The sequence below is a fragment of the Paenibacillus sp. FSL H8-0548 genome (assembly GCF_038630985.1).
In the GTDB taxonomy this organism is placed as follows: domain Bacteria; phylum Bacillota; class Bacilli; order Paenibacillales; family Paenibacillaceae; genus Pristimantibacillus.
This window is the reverse complement of sequence record NZ_CP152049.1, coordinates 3,035,573-3,054,553: the sequence shown is the minus strand read 5'-3', so window position 1 is coordinate 3,054,553 and position 18,981 is coordinate 3,035,573. Positions and strand designations below refer to the sequence as shown.

General features: G+C 47.4%; 18 protein-coding genes. 5 read left to right on the top strand and 13 right to left on the bottom strand.

The annotated features are described in order from the left end of the window. Nucleotides 1-8: 8 nt before the first annotated feature. Complete coding sequence (locus tag MHI37_RS12570) at nt 9-503, bottom strand: hypothetical protein (RefSeq protein ID WP_076335767.1); 495 nt, start codon at nt 501-503, stop codon at nt 9-11. 150 nt (nt 504-653) lie between these two features. Here MHI37_RS12570 and MHI37_RS12565 point away from each other — a divergent pair, with 150 nt between their 5' ends. Continuing rightward, nucleotides 654-1,841 (top strand): MFS transporter, encoded by a 1,188-nt coding sequence (locus MHI37_RS12565; RefSeq protein ID WP_076335768.1) that lies wholly within the window; start codon nt 654-656, stop codon nt 1,839-1,841. An 83-nt stretch (nt 1,842-1,924) separates the two neighbouring features. On the opposite strand, the gene MHI37_RS12560 is transcribed toward MHI37_RS12565, so the two are convergent. Then, nucleotides 1,925-3,250, bottom strand: a complete 1,326-nt coding sequence (locus MHI37_RS12560; protein WP_076335769.1) for a family 43 glycosylhydrolase — start codon at nt 3,248-3,250, stop codon at nt 1,925-1,927. Between the two features lie 302 nt (nt 3,251-3,552). Between MHI37_RS12560 and MHI37_RS12555 the strand changes: the two genes are divergently transcribed. Continuing rightward, nucleotides 3,553-4,050: a hypothetical protein gene (locus MHI37_RS12555; protein WP_076335770.1), complete on the top strand. Its 498-nt coding sequence runs from the start codon at nt 3,553-3,555 to the stop codon at nt 4,048-4,050. A gap of 50 nt (nt 4,051-4,100) precedes the next feature. Here MHI37_RS12555 and MHI37_RS12550 read toward each other — a convergent pair whose 3' ends face one another. The 4 genes from MHI37_RS12550 to MHI37_RS12535 form a co-directional block, all read right to left on the bottom strand. Continuing rightward, nucleotides 4,101-4,439 (bottom strand): DUF3243 domain-containing protein, encoded by a 339-nt coding sequence (locus tag MHI37_RS12550; RefSeq protein ID WP_076335771.1) that lies wholly within the window; start codon nt 4,437-4,439, stop codon nt 4,101-4,103. 534 nt (nt 4,440-4,973) lie between these two features. After that, complete coding sequence (locus tag MHI37_RS12545) at nt 4,974-5,198, bottom strand: hypothetical protein (RefSeq protein WP_076335772.1); 225 nt, start codon at nt 5,196-5,198, stop codon at nt 4,974-4,976. Nucleotides 5,199-5,405: 207 nt separating this feature from the next. Next, entirely contained in the window at nt 5,406-5,726 is a 321-nt protein-coding gene (locus tag MHI37_RS12540; RefSeq protein ID WP_076335773.1) for a hypothetical protein, read from the bottom strand. Between the two features lie 82 nt (nt 5,727-5,808). Then, nucleotides 5,809-6,378 carry a xanthine phosphoribosyltransferase gene (locus MHI37_RS12535; protein ID WP_076335774.1) on the bottom strand — a complete coding sequence of 190 codons (570 nt, stop codon included), beginning with the start codon at nt 6,376-6,378 and terminating at the stop codon, nt 5,809-5,811. A gap of 269 nt (nt 6,379-6,647) precedes the next feature. Between MHI37_RS12535 and MHI37_RS12530 the strand changes: the two genes are divergently transcribed. Beyond that, a complete protein-coding gene (locus tag MHI37_RS12530) occupies nt 6,648-7,361 on the top strand; it encodes a hypothetical protein (protein ID WP_076335775.1) in 714 nt (237 codons plus the stop codon). 201 nt (nt 7,362-7,562) lie between these two features. Then, nucleotides 7,563-8,603: a hypothetical protein gene (locus MHI37_RS12525; protein ID WP_076335776.1), complete on the top strand. Its 1,041-nt coding sequence runs from the start codon at nt 7,563-7,565 to the stop codon at nt 8,601-8,603. Nucleotides 8,604-8,816: 213 nt separating this feature from the next. Here MHI37_RS12525 and MHI37_RS12520 read toward each other — a convergent pair whose 3' ends face one another. Genes MHI37_RS12520 through MHI37_RS12510 form a run of 3 tightly spaced genes read right to left on the bottom strand, consistent with a single transcriptional unit; the run spans nt 8,817 to nt 14,592 of the window. Beyond that, nucleotides 8,817-12,104 (bottom strand): AAA family ATPase, encoded by a 3,288-nt coding sequence (locus tag MHI37_RS12520; protein ID WP_076335777.1) that lies wholly within the window; start codon nt 12,102-12,104, stop codon nt 8,817-8,819. 43 nt (nt 12,105-12,147) lie between these two features. Further along, nucleotides 12,148-13,434, bottom strand: a complete 1,287-nt coding sequence (locus MHI37_RS12515) for a DNA repair exonuclease (protein WP_076335778.1) — start codon at nt 13,432-13,434, stop codon at nt 12,148-12,150. 30 nt (nt 13,435-13,464) lie between these two features. Further along, complete coding sequence (locus MHI37_RS12510) at nt 13,465-14,592, bottom strand: glycosyltransferase family 4 protein (RefSeq protein WP_076335779.1); 1,128 nt, start codon at nt 14,590-14,592, stop codon at nt 13,465-13,467. Between the two features lie 123 nt (nt 14,593-14,715). Between MHI37_RS12510 and MHI37_RS12505 the strand changes: the two genes are divergently transcribed. Beyond that, a complete protein-coding gene (locus MHI37_RS12505) occupies nt 14,716-15,888 on the top strand; it encodes a GGDEF domain-containing protein (protein WP_076335780.1) in 1,173 nt (390 codons plus the stop codon). 884 nt (nt 15,889-16,772) lie between these two features. Here MHI37_RS12505 and MHI37_RS12500 read toward each other — a convergent pair. The 4 genes from MHI37_RS12500 to MHI37_RS12485 all read right to left on the bottom strand — a co-directional run bounded on the left by MHI37_RS12500 (nt 16,773) and on the right by MHI37_RS12485 (nt 18,877). Then, a complete protein-coding gene (locus tag MHI37_RS12500) occupies nt 16,773-17,027 on the bottom strand; it encodes a DUF2164 domain-containing protein (RefSeq protein WP_076335781.1) in 255 nt (84 codons plus the stop codon). 4 nt (nt 17,028-17,031) lie between these two features. Then, nucleotides 17,032-17,823, bottom strand: a complete 792-nt coding sequence (locus MHI37_RS12495) for a PhzF family phenazine biosynthesis protein (protein WP_076335782.1) — start codon at nt 17,821-17,823, stop codon at nt 17,032-17,034. Further along, nucleotides 17,820-18,302 (bottom strand): hypothetical protein, encoded by a 483-nt coding sequence (locus MHI37_RS12490; protein WP_083676132.1) that lies wholly within the window; start codon nt 18,300-18,302, stop codon nt 17,820-17,822. The genes MHI37_RS12495 and MHI37_RS12490 overlap by 4 nt, the downstream gene beginning before the upstream one ends. Nucleotides 18,303-18,427: 125 nt before the next feature. Next, on the bottom strand, nt 18,428-18,877 hold the full coding sequence (locus MHI37_RS12485; RefSeq protein WP_076335783.1) for a GyrI-like domain-containing protein: 450 nt from the start codon (nt 18,875-18,877) through the stop codon (nt 18,428-18,430). Nucleotides 18,878-18,981: the final 104 nt, after the last annotated feature.

Genomic DNA, 18,981 nt, shown 5'->3' with positions numbered 1-18,981 from the left:
GCCGCATTTCATTCATTCCTCCGCCTTTTAGCTCCCCATACAATTAATAGTAATGCCAACGTGAATCCAATAACGAGAATAAGCGGAATATACCCTCTCCACGCGGGCTCCATTAAACGATCAAGCGCCTCAATATCTGCACTTGCTTCAGATATAAGCTTATTGCCGCTGCAAAGTCCCGTTTTCTCATTACCCTCGTGATTATAGGTGTATACTAAATACTCGCTTCCTAGTTCAAATTCAGTCCCGCACATCCCAAAGAAACCACTGAACACATACCCTTCAGATAGCTTACCCTTCCATAACTTATCTACTTTGAACGTATTTCCGCCCTCTGTATCTTTACTAACCAATGCTCCCGTAAATATGACGCTAGAATCCTGAAATCTACTCTCGACGGAAGCATCCATGCAGCTGCAAGCAAAAGCTTTGTTAGAATGCAACACGCTAAGTACGCTGACGATCATAAGCATAAACATGATCATGGAAAAACTTTTTTTCATTATTTATGGCAGCCACCCTTCAGTTATAGTCATACATTCAGACGGGAAATTATGGTTTTTGTTGCACTTTATATGCGCCCCCTCTATTCTTTTGCTGGATAATTCCGTATAATGCAACATCATAACTACTTCTTCCAAGGCGAGGTCACGATGAAAAATAATCAGTCCGTAAAAGCAAGCTTAAATTACTTTTTGCTCTTCTATGCCGTCATTTATGCGGGAAACGCTGTCTATGGAACGTTCCTCCCTCTTTATTTCCAAGATATTGGCTTCACTGCTTTGCAAATTGGAACACTGCTTAGTTTAGGCCCATTCGTGGCCATCCTTGCACAGCCGATCTGGGGAGCACTCGGTGATCGTGCACGGACCAAAAATTTTATATTGCTTATTTTACTGACCGGCTGCTTGATCACCATGATTTTATATCCGTTGTCGAACCAATTTATCTATCTCTTATTGATGATTAGTATCTTCACTTTTTTCCAGACCTCCATATTTGCAATCAGCGATACCATAACACTTGAGGTATTGGATAAACACAAGACTGGCAGCTTCGGACATATTCGGATGGGCGGGACATTCGGCTTTGCCATTATGTCAATTGTATTCGGAATTATTTCCAAAGATCATATTGGTTCCTTATTTGCGGTTTACTCGTGCATTATCGTTGCCGCCTTCTTGCTCGTATTGAAGTTTCCCGCTGTAGAAGGACATCAATCACAAGGCAGAAAAATGTCTATCCGCGTGCTCTTTAAAAACCGCATGCTCATGATATATTTTGGCTTCAATTTTATACTGCAAATTACTTTAGGATATTATTACGCATTTTTCCCTATGTATTTCAGAGAGCTTGGCGGCGATAATGTTATGCTTGGCTGGTCCATGGTAATCTCGTCTTTAAGTGAGGTTCCCTTTCTATTATTTGCAGATAAAATATTCAAACGCGTGAAAATTCCGATTATATTGCTAGCTGCTGCAGCGTTTACTGCTTTGCGATGGTTTCTCTTCTCAATTATCGACTTACCTATTTGGGTACTTCCGGTACAAGCTTTGCATGGTCTCATTTTCATCGTACTTACCGTTACAATGGCTACTTACATAAATAAGGAAGTGCCTAAAGAATTGAAAGCAAGCGGTCAAACCTTAAATGGCCTTATGAATTTAGGTGTTGCAAGAATCATTGGCAGCTTCGCAGGCGGAATCGCGACTACCAGCTTTGGCATTCGTCATGTGTTTATGTACAATTCCATCATTGCCTTTCTAAGCATGGCAGGATTCGCTCTATTCTTCTTGGGTGCACGCAATCGAAAATCATCGGTTTCGAATCAAAAGCACTAGCTGTACACATAACAAAAAGGGTTGAACAGCCATATAAGCCTGTTCAACCCTTTTTGTTGGCAAATTTTCAAGACATATTGCTGTCAATCGTTGAATGGACTTACAGTAATGCTTTTAATACTAATTTCTCCATTGCCGCCCGTAAGTCTGATCCTATTATTATTTCCTGGATTTAGCGGAACAGTTATACTTGCACGGCCGGTAAAGTTTAGCGAACTTCCGGTTGACAAGGCATTGATCAAAGAATAATCACTGTCATTGACTAATAAATTTAATTTCCCCAGACGCTCAGCTGTGGCATAACAGATATGAATCGCTGCTCTTCCACCATTTTCTCCATTAATTTGATCAAACTGGCAGTAGGCGCCTTTGGAATGCAATTGGGTTACGACTTTTTCTCCATGACTCGTTATTTCAAGGACAGCTCCTCCACCAACCTCGCACGCTGCCGCGGAGTATCTGCTCTCAACTGGACTTGCCGCTGGTGGAGCACCCACAGCTTGAACGCCTTCCTTTGTCTGGATCACGGTTTGGATCGTTCCATCTTCATTGAAGTTCAAATAATCGATGCAAACGCTTCTTAAATTGCCTTCGCCTGAAATATCCTGATTATGGTAGAACATATACCATTGACCTTTGAATTCCGCCACGGAGCCATGACTGGTCGAACAGCCTGTCGGCTCAAGAAATACACCTCTATATGTCCACGGCCCTAGCGGCTGATCACTCGTTGCGTACCGCATGCGATTAAGACCATCCAAATTATCCGAGTAGGTCAAATAATAGAGTCCGTTTCTTTTGAAAGCCCATGCCGCTTCATGAAAGTCCTCCAGACCTTCCATTTCCTTAATTTCACCCTTCGTCGAAATCATATCATCGTTCAGCTCTACTCCTGCGCACTTGCCACCGCCCCCATAATACATATAGGCACGCTCATCCTCATCCACAAACACGCATGGATCAATCATGGCAAAGCCGCCAAGTCCCGTGATATAGCCCTGATCGGTGAAATCACTTGCTGGCTTTTTGCTTGTCGCAACACCAATTTCCCAAGAGTCGTTCCAATTCGAATCGCTGGGATGCGGATAATAGAAATAATAGGTTCCGTTCTTGTAAGCACAGTCGGGTGCCCACATGAAGCCTCCCTCAGGTCTGCCCCAAGTTACATCATCTGAGCGCAAAATTTCACCCTCATCTACCCAGTTCACCATATCTGCCGACGAGAACACATGATATCTGTCCATAAGGTCACAACCTCTTGCTGGATCCATATCATGTGATGCATAAATATAAACCTTGCCATCTTCCCATACATGGGCGGAGGGATCAGCTGTGAATATAGTCGTAATAAGTGGATTTTGAGAGGTTGCTTTGCCGCCTGCTGCAGAAATATTTTCATTGTTCATCATTAGAGTCCTCCTGGGGTCATTGAATTCATATATTCAGCATAACCCGAGTTAGCTACAGGCCACCATGAGACGATATTAAATAATCTAGTTGTTTCAAAAACTTAAGTCCGATAATAGGCAAGCCCTCTATTGAAGCATTTATTCTCTCTAAAATATAGCAAATAAACCTCCAGGCAGGCCTGCTTGAAAAAGGAGTCCTTTCGTCTGCACCTGAATCATTCGATTTTTATAAGAAAGCAGCAACCTATCCATTCATTATAATGTAAAATAGAACCATCACAAATCAGAGTGGAGCTGCTTACATGAAACCCAAAGCAATCACCTATTTTTTTGCCGATGATGGACGAATTCCAAATCACCCTACGTTGCCTCTACTTCTATATCCAGGTGCAGCAAAAAACGAGCCTAACCAAATAGAAGCAATATTTAATCAAAACAATTGGCGAAACAGCTGGATTAACGGCGTGTTTGATTACCATCACTACCATAGCAACGCCCATGAAGTGTTAGGTGTACAAAGCGGCTTCGCTTCTATACAAGCAGGTGGGGAAAATGGGGAGATATTAGAGCTGCGCGCTGGTGATATCATTATTTTGCCTGCTGGTACAGGACATAAACGCTTGAAAGCCAGTACAGACTTTAAAATTGTTGGAGCATATCCGAATGGCATGCATTACAATTTGAGAGTAGGCAAGCAAGATGAAAGACCGCAAGCATTAGAGGAAATCAAACATGTGCCGATCCCTGAAACCGATCCTGTTTTTGGAAGTACGGGGCCTTTATTCGATTTATGGAAATAGTCAAAAAAAGGCCGCTGATTGTCCATAATGGATAATCAGCGGCCCTTCTCTTATGACTGTGCCAGCTTTACGAGCAGATGGGCTAGATGGTGCTGCTCGTTCTCATTACCAACCTTCCAAAGCTCCTGAAGCAGCTTTTCATCGCTGTTGCGAGGCGCTTCGTTCTCAGCTAAGTAACCAGCGATCTTCTGCGCTACCAGAGCTAGCTGCTCCTCGTTTAAACCAATATTTTCAGCTAGCTCGATACGTTTAGCAAGATAGCCTTTAAACTGTTGGAAATTTTGTAAAATTTCATCCTTTTTATCGGAGTCCATACGATCCAGCGTTTGATCGATTTTGCTGAGCTCCAATTCTCCCTCTTTATCCACAACATGATTAAATTCTGCCATAAGTACTCCTCCTAGTTGAAGCTGTTATCTCATATTCTTATACCCATTCCTGTCACTAAATAAACACGATTTTCAGCAGCTGCTCAAGGAAGATAAATAGTTCGGTCATATCTTCAACTGCGCTGCCATCCTGCACTTTCGCAGGATGGCACCTGGTTTCTCGAGCGCCTGCTTCCCTATGTTGCACTCCAGCACTATAGAGAGCCTTACAGATCTGTCTTAAGCCTAATTTAGGCTATCCTAATGCTAATGTGCAGGATAGACAGCTGAGGAAGGCTGAAAAGCGCGAAGTTAGTGCTAATGTGCAGGATAGGCTGCGGAGGAGCTGCGGAGAACCTACTGTGTGCGGTAGTGGATTCTGCTGATGAAGAAGGGTCTGTTGTGTGCTGGAGAGCCTTCTGCGACCGGAAGATAGCCTACTATGTGTGAAGAAGACGAACGCTCCTGCTCTGGGCAAGTTTCCGACTTGCTAAAAACGATACGAAAAAAGCCGCTATCACTTTTGGTGGTAGCGGCTTTTTATCAAATGAAGGGCTATGTAGCATCCTCAAAAGGCTTTGCTCTTTCCTCTGATACTGGTGCATAGCTGTAGATGCGACTTAACTTAACTACTCGGCGATTAGGACGACGAATAACGACTGAGGAATCATCCCATGCAACGACAATACCATGAACATCATTGACTTCCATTTCGTCCCTTACCACTCTAATTGTCTCACCGCTAACGCGGAACTTGTCCAGCTGCTCTTCGCTAATCAATGGATTTCCCTCCTGATCTACCCAAGGTGAAACGGCTGTCGCCGTCCTTATGGCGGTGGCGCGTTTCATTCCGGGGAAATATAGAGAAAGTATGGCGAAAAGCTATACTTTCCTATATTTTGAAAAACCTCAACGGACGCTATCGCATCACATTGAGGCTCCGTTCAAAATATTAAAAATGATACAGCGAGACCTCTAGCTTGTTCATTAACCCGCATGCTCTTTCGCATCATTAGTTTCGTACCACTCATCAAGTACGCGCGATGACATCACACGTTTGCCAATATATTCGCCCTGACGCTCAGTGAACTGTTCCCGCCATTCATAAGACAGCTCTTCGCACAGCTTTACAATCGTCAGCAGCTCAGACCAAGCTACATAGCGCTTGTACCAGAAAAACTGCGGATGCTCAATCATATAAGGATACAAATCATCAAATTCCGTATGTTTACAATCCAATGCACGCTCAAAGTGGACTTTCGCGTCAGTTAGCTTCGCATACATAAACTCTGCAGACATTTCCCCCATATCTTATGCCTCCCCTAGATCACTTCTGTATTATTATAAGCGATAATGACTTTTGCGAAAAGAGCAATTGTCCTGGTATATTCTACTCGAATTTAATTTCACCATTATCAAGTGATGAAATTCGGACGAGCGGCTCCACTCGTATACCTTGCTCCCGCAATGTTTTGCCTCCAGCTTGGAACGACTTCTCGACGACGACGCCAAGTCCGATTAACGTTGCTCCGGAACGCTGAATAATTTTTATTAGTCCGCGTGCAGCATCGCCATTAGCAATAATGTCATCGATAAATAGTACCCGATCTTCTGCTGTTAGAAACTGCTTTGAGACCATGATATCCGTCACGATCCCTTTTGTAAAGGAAGGAACTCTCTCCACATACGCGTCTGGATCCGCAATTAATGTCTTCTTCCGACGTGCAAACACAAGAGGTACGCCAAGCGTATATGCCGTAGCATAGGCAGCCGGTATTCCAGATGATTCAACCGTTATGACCTTCGTTATAGACTCTTCAGAAAAGCGTCTTGCGAATTCTTGTCCCATCTCCATCGTCAATGCAGGGTCGACCTGGTGGTTGATCAAAGCATCCATCCGCAGCACATTATTCGACAATACGGATGATTCCGCTAAAATACGTTGTTTTAAGCTTTCCATCATTCATTACCTCCACCAAAATCCTTTTCGTTAACGTACCATAGGTCAGGCAAACTGTGCAACCCTCTCCGCAGCTTCAGTTAAATTCCAGAGAAAAAAACTAAGTACTTCTGAGGAAAAATTTCAAATCTACGGAAAAAAAGAGTAACTTTTTCCATGTAAAGACGTCTAATAGGTATAGCTTTACAAGTTAGATGCCCATGTTCCTCTAATATTCATAGAAACCGACGATAAATCCGATTATTCATAGATAGAAAGGAGTGCAGTCTATGTACCTCACAAGAAAAGCTACAAATAAAGCTGCATTACTAACGACCGCTTCTGCGCTCGTCATTCTCCTTGCCGGCTGTCAGAATGCGCCTCCCGCCTCAACTAATATCAGTGGCACCGACACGTCACCGTTGCAATCAGTAAAGAACATAGAGCCTGATAGTCCTCAAAAAACATACAGCGAGCAGACCGACTCTGACCTGCTAATCAAAGAACCGCATTTAAACCGTGTAGATACGACAAGCGATACGAATGCAGAAACATCCACGATACGCGAAAATGACGGTTCGAAAGCAGCTGTGAAGACAGAAAGCCAAGATTCAGAATGGTCGGATGAGCGTCCTTTGCTGCACGGCTTAGCTATTGGAGACAAAGAGACGACCGTAAATAAGCTGCATGGCTTACCGCTCGACAGCTACCGGCTCGAGGAAGCATCAGGAAGCATTAATGTGCTTGAATACGACGGCTTTGCACTCGGCATTAATCATAATCAGAAAATACAATTTATTGAGGTTTACAGCGAGCTTATCTCCCCTGGTTTAAGCGGTCTCCGGATTGGCGATACGCCCGAGACAGCGCTGCACTCACTTGGCAAGCCTGATAAACAAACCACATACCTACTAACCTATACTGCTAAAAACGCGCTGCTAAAACTCGATTTAGACCCCGAGCACAATCAAATCGTATCAATCAAGCTGCTCGCTCTCAGCTAACCATTGCTACCATTCCAGCAGCGCCGTAAAAATTATAATCCCGATTAATGAAAAAGCAGCATTCCACACAAAGTCCCCAAAATATAGGCGGAGTATAAATGTGAATCTAATACTTTCCTATATTTCAAAAAAAGTCATGCCTGTCCCTCCTCAGACATACTCTCTTAGTATAGAGAGCCATCGAACGGAGGACGGTAGACGATGTGGAAGCGTACAGGGAAAGTATTGCAGATTGCTTCAACCTACATGGGTACAATCGTAGGAGCTGGATTTGCAACCGGTCAAGAAATATTACAATTTTTCACTCGCTTCGGGTATTGGGGAACCATTACGATTGCTTTGTCCACCATTTTATTCATTTGGTTAGGCACCAAAATGATGCTTATTGCGAGCCAAATTCGGGCAAAGTCTTATGAGGACTTAAATAAAGCCTTATTTGGAGACAAGTACGGTCGCCTCATCAGCCATTTCATGCTCGTCGTGCTCCTCGGGGTAACAGCAGTTATGCTAGCTGGCGCCGGTACGATTTTCTACGAGCATTGGAACATTTCCTATCAGTCCGGCCTGCTTATTACGATGGCCGCTTGCTTTTTCTTGCTCCGCAAAGGTATGAATGCCATTCTGACCGTCAATGCGATCGTCGTCCCGATCATGCTTTTGTTTACCGTACTCATCATTATCGATACATTCAGAACGCCTGGCGCTGACAAGTTTCTAACGCTAGCAAGCGACCACTCGATCTGGGCAGCGTGGGCTGCTCCATTTTTATACACGGCTTTCAACCTATCCATGTCACAAGCGGTGCTCGTCCCGCTTGGCGCTGAAATACGCGACCGCAAGGTAATCATTGCAGGCTCTTGGGTGGGTGGTATCGGCATCGGCTTCATGCTGCTCGCTGGACACATCGCATTATCGGTTCATATGCCAGGCATCCAGCAGTTTGCTATTCCGATGGGCGGCATTGCCCGCCAGCTTGGACCAAGCGTGCAGTTCATTTATGTATTTATTATTTTTGCAGAAATCTTCACAACACTCATCGCCGATATCTACGGGCTCACCCTACAGCTTCATGAGCGATTAAAATGGGCGCGAAGCTTAATTGTGCTGCTCATCCTTGTGGTCTGCTACTTCGCCAGTCAGATTGGCTTCGGATTGCTTCTATCCACTCTTTATCCGCTGTTTGGATTAATCAGCTTCGGCTGGCTTATTTTGATCATCCGCAAACGCGTAGCTGCCAACTAAATTCACCTGGTACATAAGAAGAAACTTCTTGTCCTTGCTAAGGACAAGAAGTTTCTCACAAAAATATAGGCGGAGTATAAATGTAAAACTTATACTTTCCTATATTTCAAGCGTAAACGGCTGGCGCCGTCCTTTAAAGGCAAAGCTCATTTCGCAGTGATATATAAGCATATATAATTGAAAACTTATAAAATCTTATATATTTATTAAAGACTAAAGCTGCACGAGAGCTGCTTCATGACAATGTTCCAACAAGGCATCTCTCACATGCTCATGACAGGTCATCACAATCATTTGCCTTTCGCTGGACAGCTCTGCGAGCAGCTTCGCCACAGCATGCAGGCGGCCTTTGTCAAAATTAACAAAAACATCATCCAGCAGAAGTGGAAGCTTAGCCCCATGCGAGGCTTCCTCAGCTAGAGCGAGCCGCATAGCAAGGTAAACCTGCTCAGCGGTGCCCCTGCTCAGCATTCCGCTGTCAATTAAACGCTGCTCCGCCGTCTCAAGCTTTATGCCAGACTCTCCCGGCGTCGTCAAAACCCGAATATATTTGCCATCTGTGAGCTTAGCAATAAAACGCGAAGCATTGCGAAGTACGATTGGCTGGCGCTCTTCCTCGTATATCCGTTTCGTACGATTAATTAAAGCTGCGCTTATGGATAGAATAGCGTAGCGCTCGACTGCCTGCTCCAGCTGTGCAACCGTCATTTCCTTCTCCGAAATCAGCCTCTGCTGCTCCTCTTCCTGCAAAAGATACTCAAGCGACTGCTGAAGCCTTCCTCGCTGCTCCAACGATTCTCGCCGCTCCGTTTCCAGCTCATCGTGCTCTGCCTGCGACATGAATTGCAGAGCCTGCAGCTGCTCCTCATCCTGTGTCTCGAATAGCTGTTCCAGCTCACGAATTCGCTCTGCCGACAAACCAGCGGTTATTTCCAGCTCGGCCTTGGACACCTCAAGCTCTATATCGTGTAAGGAGCGGCGATGCGTAATTGCCAGCTCATATTCGGTTTCGCTTGAAAGCTCCGCTGCCGCAATCTGCGCGGTTATTTCGCCATTCAGCTCCTGCAGCCTCAAATCCGCGGTCTGTATCGCGAGGCTCAGCTCTTCACGGCGCGCGATAATAGCTAGCGCGTCCTGCTTGGCTGCTGCATGTCGGCGTATCTCGGCATGCAGCAGCCGCAAAGCGAGAGCAGGGTCAGCAGCGACCTGAGCAGCAGCTTCCTCGAAATACGAGCACAGCTCGGCCGCTTGCTTAGCGTAAGCGGTCACTGTACTGCCTGCGGCGGCGTGCTTCGCCGCCAGCCTGTCATAGTGCTGCAGCCGCTGCAAGGCTTGCTCGGCAAGCTCGAATGCTTCGAGCACCGCGGCCGGAGACATGCCGGCCGGCAGCGAGCGAGCTGCAAGCCAGCCGGCCCATTGCCGGGCGGTCGCTTGCCTTGTTTGCGAAGCGGCGGCCGCGGCCTCGCTGCGCCCTGCAGCGTGTGCGCGCACCCGCTCAAGGCGGTGGGCGAGCTCGCTGCAATGGTCGAGGAGGCGCTCGCTGCTTTGCAGCGCCTCGAGACGGGTCTCTACTGCGGCGCGCAGCTGTGTGCGCGCCTGTTCAGCAGCGAGCGTATGCTCATCAGCGGTGCTCTGATGCTTCGCAGCAAGCAGCGCTGCCGCTGCCTCTTCTGGCTCTCGCACTATAGCCTCCAGCGCTTGCAGCACGCGCCTCTCGTATTCTAAGAGCGCTGAAGCCGTCGTTCTGCTCGCTCTAGATGAGCTTCCGTCTCTGCTGCTGCTCCCGCGCCCTTGTTTCTTCGCGCTTCGCAGATCTCCTACGCTGCGGCTCCGAAGCATAGCAGCAGCTGCTAACGCGAGCGCTGCTCCAGCAAGCACCAGTGCTGCCGCGGTTACCTCGCCAGCACCAACAACGAGTGCCAGCGCCGCTCCTCCGGCGCCTGCCGCAGCAGCCCACAGCAGGCCGGCTCCGCTCCGGCCTGCTGCCTGTCCCCTTCCAGCCGGCTCTTCGCCGCTTCCAGAGAGGCGCACACGCCCCAGCTCCCACTCGCGGAGCGCATGATCGAGGGCGTTCCACGCCCCTCTCAGCGCTTCCCGCGAGCTTGGAAGCACCTCAAACCGCTCGCCGCTTCTTCGCTCGAGGCGAGTCTGCTCCCGTTCCGCTGCGTTCCTCGCCTCCTCCAAAGCAAGCGACGCTTCCCGCTCCTGCTGCTTTAGCGTCTCAAGCTCGGCTGCGATCCGCTCCTCCGCTCGCGTCAGCTCAAGCTCCTGCTGCCGCTCGGTGCGCACCAAATCGCGGTCAGCTACCGTCACATTCAGCTCTCGCAGCTGCCGCTCCGTCCACTCCGGCGCAATGCTGCTGACAAGCCTTGCAATTCTCTCATCCTGCTCCCTCAGCTCTAACTCCAGCTCCGTACGATCCTGATTAAGCGCACGCATACTGTCCGAGGCTTGCAGCAGCGCCTCTATTTCATCGCCCAATCGGAGGAGACGATCATCATAGCTGATTGTCTCAAGCTGCAGCTCCAACAGCATATGCTTTTGCCTATGCTTCTCCCGCTCCTCGCGCTGCTCTGTCCGCTGCCTTAACAGCTCCGCCCAGCTTCTCTCGGCATGCTCAGATAAGCGAGCTGCGTAAGCCAAAGCCTCTCTCTCCACAAGCAGCTTCTGCTTGTGAATCCATAGCGGCCGAACCGAGCAGGCTTTCCTCAGCAGTCGCTGTCGATCCGCACTTGCCGGCAGCTCCGTTTCCATGCGGCTTATCGCAGTCTCCAGCTTCTTCGTCTGTGCAACGAGATCGTTGTACGCGGCGATTGAATCTTCCCGCTTGCGCAGCAAAGCTTCAAGCTGCTCAAGCGATTTGAGCTGCTGATTCATTAGCTGATTAGAGCCTCGAGGCTTGAAGAGCGTTTCCATCTCCTGTGCTAAGCGTTTTTCCGCTGCTGCAATTTTCTTGCCGCTGTCCCAGCCTGCTTGATGCAAGTACTGCCCAAGCTCATCGCCTGATAGCGCCCCGACCTCCTGCAGCTCCGTAAGCGTGATCGCAAATAATTGGCGATACAACCTTTCACTCACACCGCCCAGAAACTGCCGCTCCCAGTCTCCTTGCAGAAGTGACGTGCCTGCTGAATAAAACAAATCATTTGCCTCAATTCCACTATGATCAAGCTGGTCATTGCCGCTTGGCACAAATGCTAATCCGCGCAGCTTCAGCTTGCCTGAGCTCTCTGATGCATAACGCTCCAGAACAAAATGCTCATTTTCCGCATTGCGAAAAAACAACCGGCCGCCATGTCGACCGCCATTTACCGGCTCCTGTCGTTCGCTTTGCTGTCCGCGCTTGGCAAACCCAAATAACATCGAGCGGATGAAGCCAAACATCGTGCTTTTGCCTGCTTCATTCGGTCCATAGACGATAACGACAGGCGCATCCAGCGAAATCTGTCGTCCATATAGCTGTCCAAATCCGTCAATTTCAGCCTTCACAAGCTTCATGCTCATCGTCATCTCCTAAAGGTGCTAGCAGCACTCTGCTGCCCCAGCCTTAGCCGTCCCGCTCATTGCTATGAATAGCTCCCAGCGTCAGCTCTCTTGCTTGCTCCAGCCAGCGCTCCGGCAGCTCGTCCCATTTGCCTTGAAGCATACGCCCCAGCTTCGCATGACCCGTCATCGCGCTTACCGCTTCCTTCGCAAAATCTCGCCAGAGCGCAGTGTCCTCTTTTAATTCAGCACTCAAACGATAGAGCTCCCCAGCAAAGCTATCCTCCGCCGCAAGCTCCTCCCAATTGATCTCAGCTCCCGTGCCTACTTCCATACTATAAACGTACAGCCAAGGCTCCCCGTTAACAAAGCCTCGTCTTTTTTGCAGCTGCTCAAGCAGCGTCCGCACGACTGCTGGCTCTGACAGCTTCTGATGGAGCGGTCCACGGTCGATCAGACTAAGGCGAAGCATGATCGACCGCTCCGCCGCCTCCGTCAGCAGCTCGTCAAGCAGCGAATCCAGCTGCTGCAAAAGCTCTTGCTCGGAGGAAGCCCCCGCAATCGAATAGCTATGCTCAAGCCAGCGTACTGCATCAAGCGGCAAAAAATTCAGCTCAATCGCTTTTGATGCAGACACATCAACAAGATAGCAGCCCTTTGCACCCGTTTCACGAGGATTTCGTCCTTGTGTGTTTCCTGCATAAATGACATGCGGGTATTCATGAAGCACTCTTCGATGATGAATATGGCCAAGTGCCCAGTAATCAAAGCCTTTTCCGCCGATCAGCTCGTCCAACGAGCAAGGCGCGTAAGGGTCATGCGCAGCATCGCCATCGACGTTTCCATGAAGCAGCGCAATGTGAAATGGAGCTTCCGGCTCGATTTGGTAAGCGGCAGCAATATTTTCGCTCATGACTCGCGTGCCATACGATCTACCGTAAACAAAAGCAGCCAGCTCACCGCCCCTGCGATAAGCCGGCCGATATTCCATCTGCCCCGCTCCAAAAACATGCACATTCGGCGGTAAGTTCAAATCTGCTCGCACACCGTTCAGCGGGTCATGATTTCCATGAATAACGTATACAGCAATGCCATGCTCACCAAGCTTCTCCCACTCGCGAACGAGCATAAGCTGCGCTCGCAGCGAGCGATCCGATTCATCGAACAAATCTCCTGCTAGCACAATGAAATCAACATGCTCGCGAATCGCAGCCCGCGTTAATTGTCGCAACGCTGCGAAGGTAGAATCGCGCAAAGCGTCCCTCACCTGTTCAGGCGCCTTCGCAAGTCCGCGGAAAGGACTATCCAGATGCAAATCCGCTGCATGAATAAATCGAAAAGATACCGACATGCTATGACCGCCTATTCTTATATTCTGCTATTACTCCGGCTTCATATCGAGATAAACCTTTTTTAACTGCGCAATAACGCGCTGCAGCGAATATACCTTTTTCGCTTTGTCCGAGCCTGCCCTAGCCAGGTTATATCGATAAGTAGGGTCGGTAACCACCTTCTCAAGAGCGTTAGCCAACTCTATTGGATTCTCTGGGGGTACTAGCAAGCCATTAACACCATCTTCAATTTGCTCAGCAATCCCGCCGACATTCGTGCCTACGAGGGCAAGCCAGCATAATGCTGCTTCCGCAAATACAGAGCCGAATGCTTCAGCACGTGAAGGCAGCACGAACACATCAAAAAATGGCATAAATTCCTCTGGATGCAGCATATAGCCATAGAAGATAATGTCATCATAAAGGTCAAGCTCTACCGCCAGCGCCTCAAGCTCTTCGCGAATCGGTCCATCTCCAATAATATGAAGGACAAACGGATGTCCTTTTTTCTTCAGCTCAGCGCAAGCATGCAGCAGGATATCGAGACCTTTTGCAGGAACAAGCCTGCACACCGTTATAAGCTGAGTTACCTCATTTTCATGGGCAATCGGTCTGAACCGTTTTTCATCAAAACCGTTTGGAATTACTTTAATTCGTTCCGGGTGCTTAATATGCGGTGCAATGTAGGTTCGAAATGATTCTGATACCGTCAGCAAATGATCAGCCTTCGCCTCAAGCTCCCCATACAAACTCATCAAAAACTGATGCTCTGGACCGCCTTCTTTAATTCTCCCATTCAAAATAAGCTCACGCTCAAAGCTGGAGTGAATCGTAACCGCCAGCGGCGTATCCGGAAATATCTGCTTCATGACTAATGCAGCAATCGGATGATGCGCATGAATGATATCATACGGCTTTGTTATCCTCAGTTTCGTCCACCATACGTAATCTTTATAGGTTTGAATATATTTATCTACCATTACATTGCCTTTGTAAACGGTATGATCAAAGGTATCAAATACGATTTCCTCTTGTCCTTTATTTCTCACACGCTTGGGCAGAGAGAATAAGTCCATCTGCCAGCCTAGCTTTATGAATCTATCCTGAATATACGGGATCATGGAAGATACGCCTCCCGGCTGCTCCGGTGGAAAAAACAATGCTTGTAAAATATTCATCTGTCCCATCCTTTCAACATAAAACATACGGCTTGACTGTTCGTTCATCGTAAAACATGATATATTAGAACGTATGTTTCTGTAAAGCGAACATACCCAATACAAACTAACGGTGGTAATCTAATGTCTATTACACAATGGCTTTCAGGCCCGACCGCTCAGCTTCTTTCTTCATCGGCAGCTATCGTCATTCTCGTCTTAATGCTCTTTATGTCGGTACGGCTTTATGTCAGCTACCGCAATAAACAAATTTACCGCTTGCTCATTACGACGATACCGCTCATTATTGCCAAACAAGGCTTGCTTGTCGTACTAGCCTATCCAGGGCATTCATTCTCCCCATGGCTTTATTTAGCTTTCACCATTTTACAGATCATTTCTTTTATTATTATAAACTTTGTTTTCATGAAATTATATACTCATCGTTCCGCACAGCTTAAAGTCATCCCCTTTATTATTATGAGTATGATGACATTTGTTATTGCAGGCATACAATTTGCGATCACTCCCTTCACGATAGAGACAGAGATTGCTCCGCAAGCCTTCACGTTTCCTGCGCTCGACTTTTATGGCTTAATTGTTATTTTTATGATCATGCTCGATACGAGAAGCGCAAATATGAGCTCAAAATATTATGCAAGCCTCGTTGTTTTCTTTGCATGTGAGGTCGCAAGACTTGCTAATGCCTATGTCTTTCACGATTCGCTAATGTGGCTCGTGTCCGTTAGTCAACTGCTGCCGATTGTGTATTACGCACTCTTATTTTTATTGCTCTTTGAATGGGTCATCGAGCGTCTTATGCATACCTACCAATCATCGATTATAGATGGCTTAACTGGACTATATAATCGTCGTCATTTTTCTTCCAAGGCCGAGCAGCTGCTCCAATCGAGCAAATCGATGGCCATTATCTTCTGTGATATTGATAACTTCAAGAAATTGAACGATACTTATGGTCATCATAGGGCCGATGGCGTACTTAAGCAGGTAGCTGAAATTATAAAAGAGGAATCCAGCGGCATTGGCTCTGCCGGCCGTTATGGCGGAGAAGAGCTGCTCAGCTGTATTAGTACGGAGCTGGTGAAGCCAGAAGTTGTTGCCGAATCCATTCGCCGCAGAGTTGAGCAAGAATCAATGGTTACGATTAGCGTTGGCTATTGCACCTCCAAGGAGAGCAAGGACATTCAAGAAATGATAAAGCTTGCAGATGAAGCAATGTACATTTCAAAAACAACAGGAAAAAACAAAGTAAGTGCAAGCAAGCCAATTACCTCGTCAAAAAAGGCAAAGGGCTAGCTTATAAAAGTCCTCTATTCTTCCTAGCGTTCGTTACGCAGGCTGAACAGGGGATTTTTTGTTACTTGACCTGTTCCATAACTGATTCCAAGTATGTAATCGATTTGTCACACCTCGTAAGTCACCATAATGCTCAACAATATTTTTCAACTGACCTCTCAATAGCAGAATTAAGTCAATAACAGATTCTCTTAAACTAATCGGAGCATTAAGGTCAATAAACAATATGACCCCATTCATTTCTATTTTCTTTGTTACAGCTAACAGTACTCCGCTGCTATCCTGCACTTTAGCAAGGTAGCAACTGTTTCTTCGAGCTCCAACGTAACTATGTTGCACTCCCGCACTATAGAGAGCCTTATAAGTGTGTCTTAAGCCTAAATCAGTCTATTCTAATGCATATCTGCAGGATAGGCTGCTCGCTAAGGCTGAAAAGCGCGAAGTTAGTGCATATGTGCAGGATAGCCTGCTGGGGAGCGGAGTCTACTGTGTAAGGTAGATATTCTACGAGCGAAGGTCAATCTACTGTGTCAGGTGAATCGTCTGCATGCGAAGGTCAATCTACTGTGTCAGGTGGATCGTCTGCAGAGCGGTGGAGAGCCTATTTTCTGAAGATGAAGCAGATGTTCGTGCTCGGAGTGAATTTACGACTATTCTAGAACTGATCCACCAATCGCTTCTCTAACTGGCTCTTCAACTAACCAACTACAGCGCTATCCTGCCTGATATCCCAATAAAAATAGCAGGCCAACTAGCGCCTGCCTAACTTTGTATGTAATTCATATATCTTAATAAACGAATGGTGTTCTTGAATCTGGTTTTATTAGAATAGACGAGCAATTGCTCCATTCGGCCATCCCCTTTCGCATCGCCTAGCTCTTGCTTCACCGTTTAGCAGAAACAGGCTTCTCCAGCGAGTATAGCTCGTCCTCCAGCGATTGCATCCGCTCCAGAACAACCTTGCGCGCATCATGGATTGCATGATTGTATACATGCGGGCCGATCTCCTTCAGCATAAAATCAAGCAGCTGCTCTGCTGCAATCGAGCCGATCGTCTCCGAACGCTCCTCCTCAAAAAACTGCTGCACCTTCGTGGTTAGCTCTTCCTTTTGTTCCTTCGGAAGCTTCAATATAAGCATAGCTTTAACCCTCCAATTGTCCCTTTAATATCGTCACAGCTTGTCCAGACAAATAAACACGATCACCCGCCGGCCGCACCTTTACGATACCGCCGCGTTCCGATGCCTGATAACCGACCAACTCATTCCTGCGCAGCCGCCTTGCCCAATAGGGCGCAAGCGCGCAATGCGCTGAACCGGTTACAGGGTCCTCATTAACACCAGTAGCAGGATAAAATGCCCGCGACACAAAATCATAAGTGGTGCCCGTAGAGCGGCTTGTTACAATGACACCGCGAGCCTCCACTCTTGCAAGGAGCCCAAAATCCGGACGAAGCGTCCGCACCGTCTCCTCGCTGTCCACCTCAACGAAATAATCCATCCGGTTGCGTCCAACGAATCTCGGAATGAGCCCAAGCCCCTGAATAAGCTCCTCTGGCGCAAGCACAGCTTCCGGCGGCTCTGCTGGAAAATCCATTTCGATCCAATCTCCGAGGAGAACAGCCGACAAGGGTCCGCTTCTGGTCATGAATCGCGCAGTCTCATCCTTTGGCAATCTGCCTGATTCCCACATCATATGAGCAGTGGCAAGCGTCGCATGTCCACACAAGTCAACCTCTGAAACCGGCGTAAACCATCTTAAATGGCAGCAGTCCGTCCCCGGCACTACAAATGCTGTCTCTGATAAATTCATTTCTGCAGCTACCTGCTGCATCCAGCCCTCCGACTGCGGCTCGTCAAGAAAACATATCGCAGCAGGATTTCCCTTGAATCGTTCCATTGAAAAAGCATCAACAATATAAAGCGGAAAACTCAACCTTCTTCTCCTCCTCTCCTTAACCAAAAAACGCCAAAGCAAGCCAGTACAGCGCCGTACAGGAAATGACCCATCAGCCACCAGAAAAGCGCCGTCAAATCACTCATGTCCGGGGTCCGCACGGACAACTGCGTAAGCGGAATCCAAGTACAGCATGCGGCAGCAATACTCATCCCAAAACTAAGTACAACTGGAGAACGCCAAATGGACAGGAGCGCTAAATAGATGATAGCAAGTGGGATAGAAACGATCAGATGCAGCGCAAACTCCAGCTGCTCATTCAGACCATCCGGAACCCACTTTACAAAATCAATATTTAGTAGCAGTACGTATACCGCTGAGCCTGTCATCTGCTCCAACAGCTTCATAGCGAAACCTAACACTGTTCCGCTAATTACGCCTGCCATCATTCCTAGAGTCAATAACATGACGATTCCTCTATGCTTCAAGCTTGAAACGCCCTTTCCCCTTGCTTTCATTTAAGCGTCCTCGCCTCATCGGCTGCTGTGGCCAAACAAAAAAAGCTTGCCCTCGCAAACCAAATCGAAGGGAATGTCATCCATTCTTACCTTCGATTTGGCTGCGCGCAAGCATATCATATAAATTATCCTTTGAGCGGAATAAGCAATTCTACCGGCTCTTCCTCCAAATGCTGTTCAATATAAAATAATTCGAGCGACACAGCGTTCTCCTGCTTCTCTAACTGCATCTCGCTAATCCAAGCATGAAGCTGCTCGTACCCTTCGCCAATTCTTTTAGTTGAGGATGCTACCATCGCGTAACGATGCTCTGGAATTGTGAACTGCACCATTCCTGGAGGCAACTCCTCCATGTGCTGCACCTCATAACAAGCCCAATAGGTAGCAAACACTTCATTTCCAAAATACGGGCTGTACAATACCGTAGATTTGGCTGCGTCATTCAACTCATGCTTGCGAGTAAGAAACTCAGCTTGCAGCCGAATAGCCTCATCTGGAAATGATGAATATGGACCGCAGTAGTTGATCCCCGCCAAATGTATCGCAGGTTTTGTTACGATTGAGCAGTTTTCCACGCGATTTCCTCCTTCGAATCTGTCCGGACTTGTGCGCTAGGATGAGCTTTCTCTGCCAATAGTGTATCATGATTTAATAGCAAATGGATAGTCGTTTACTTTTT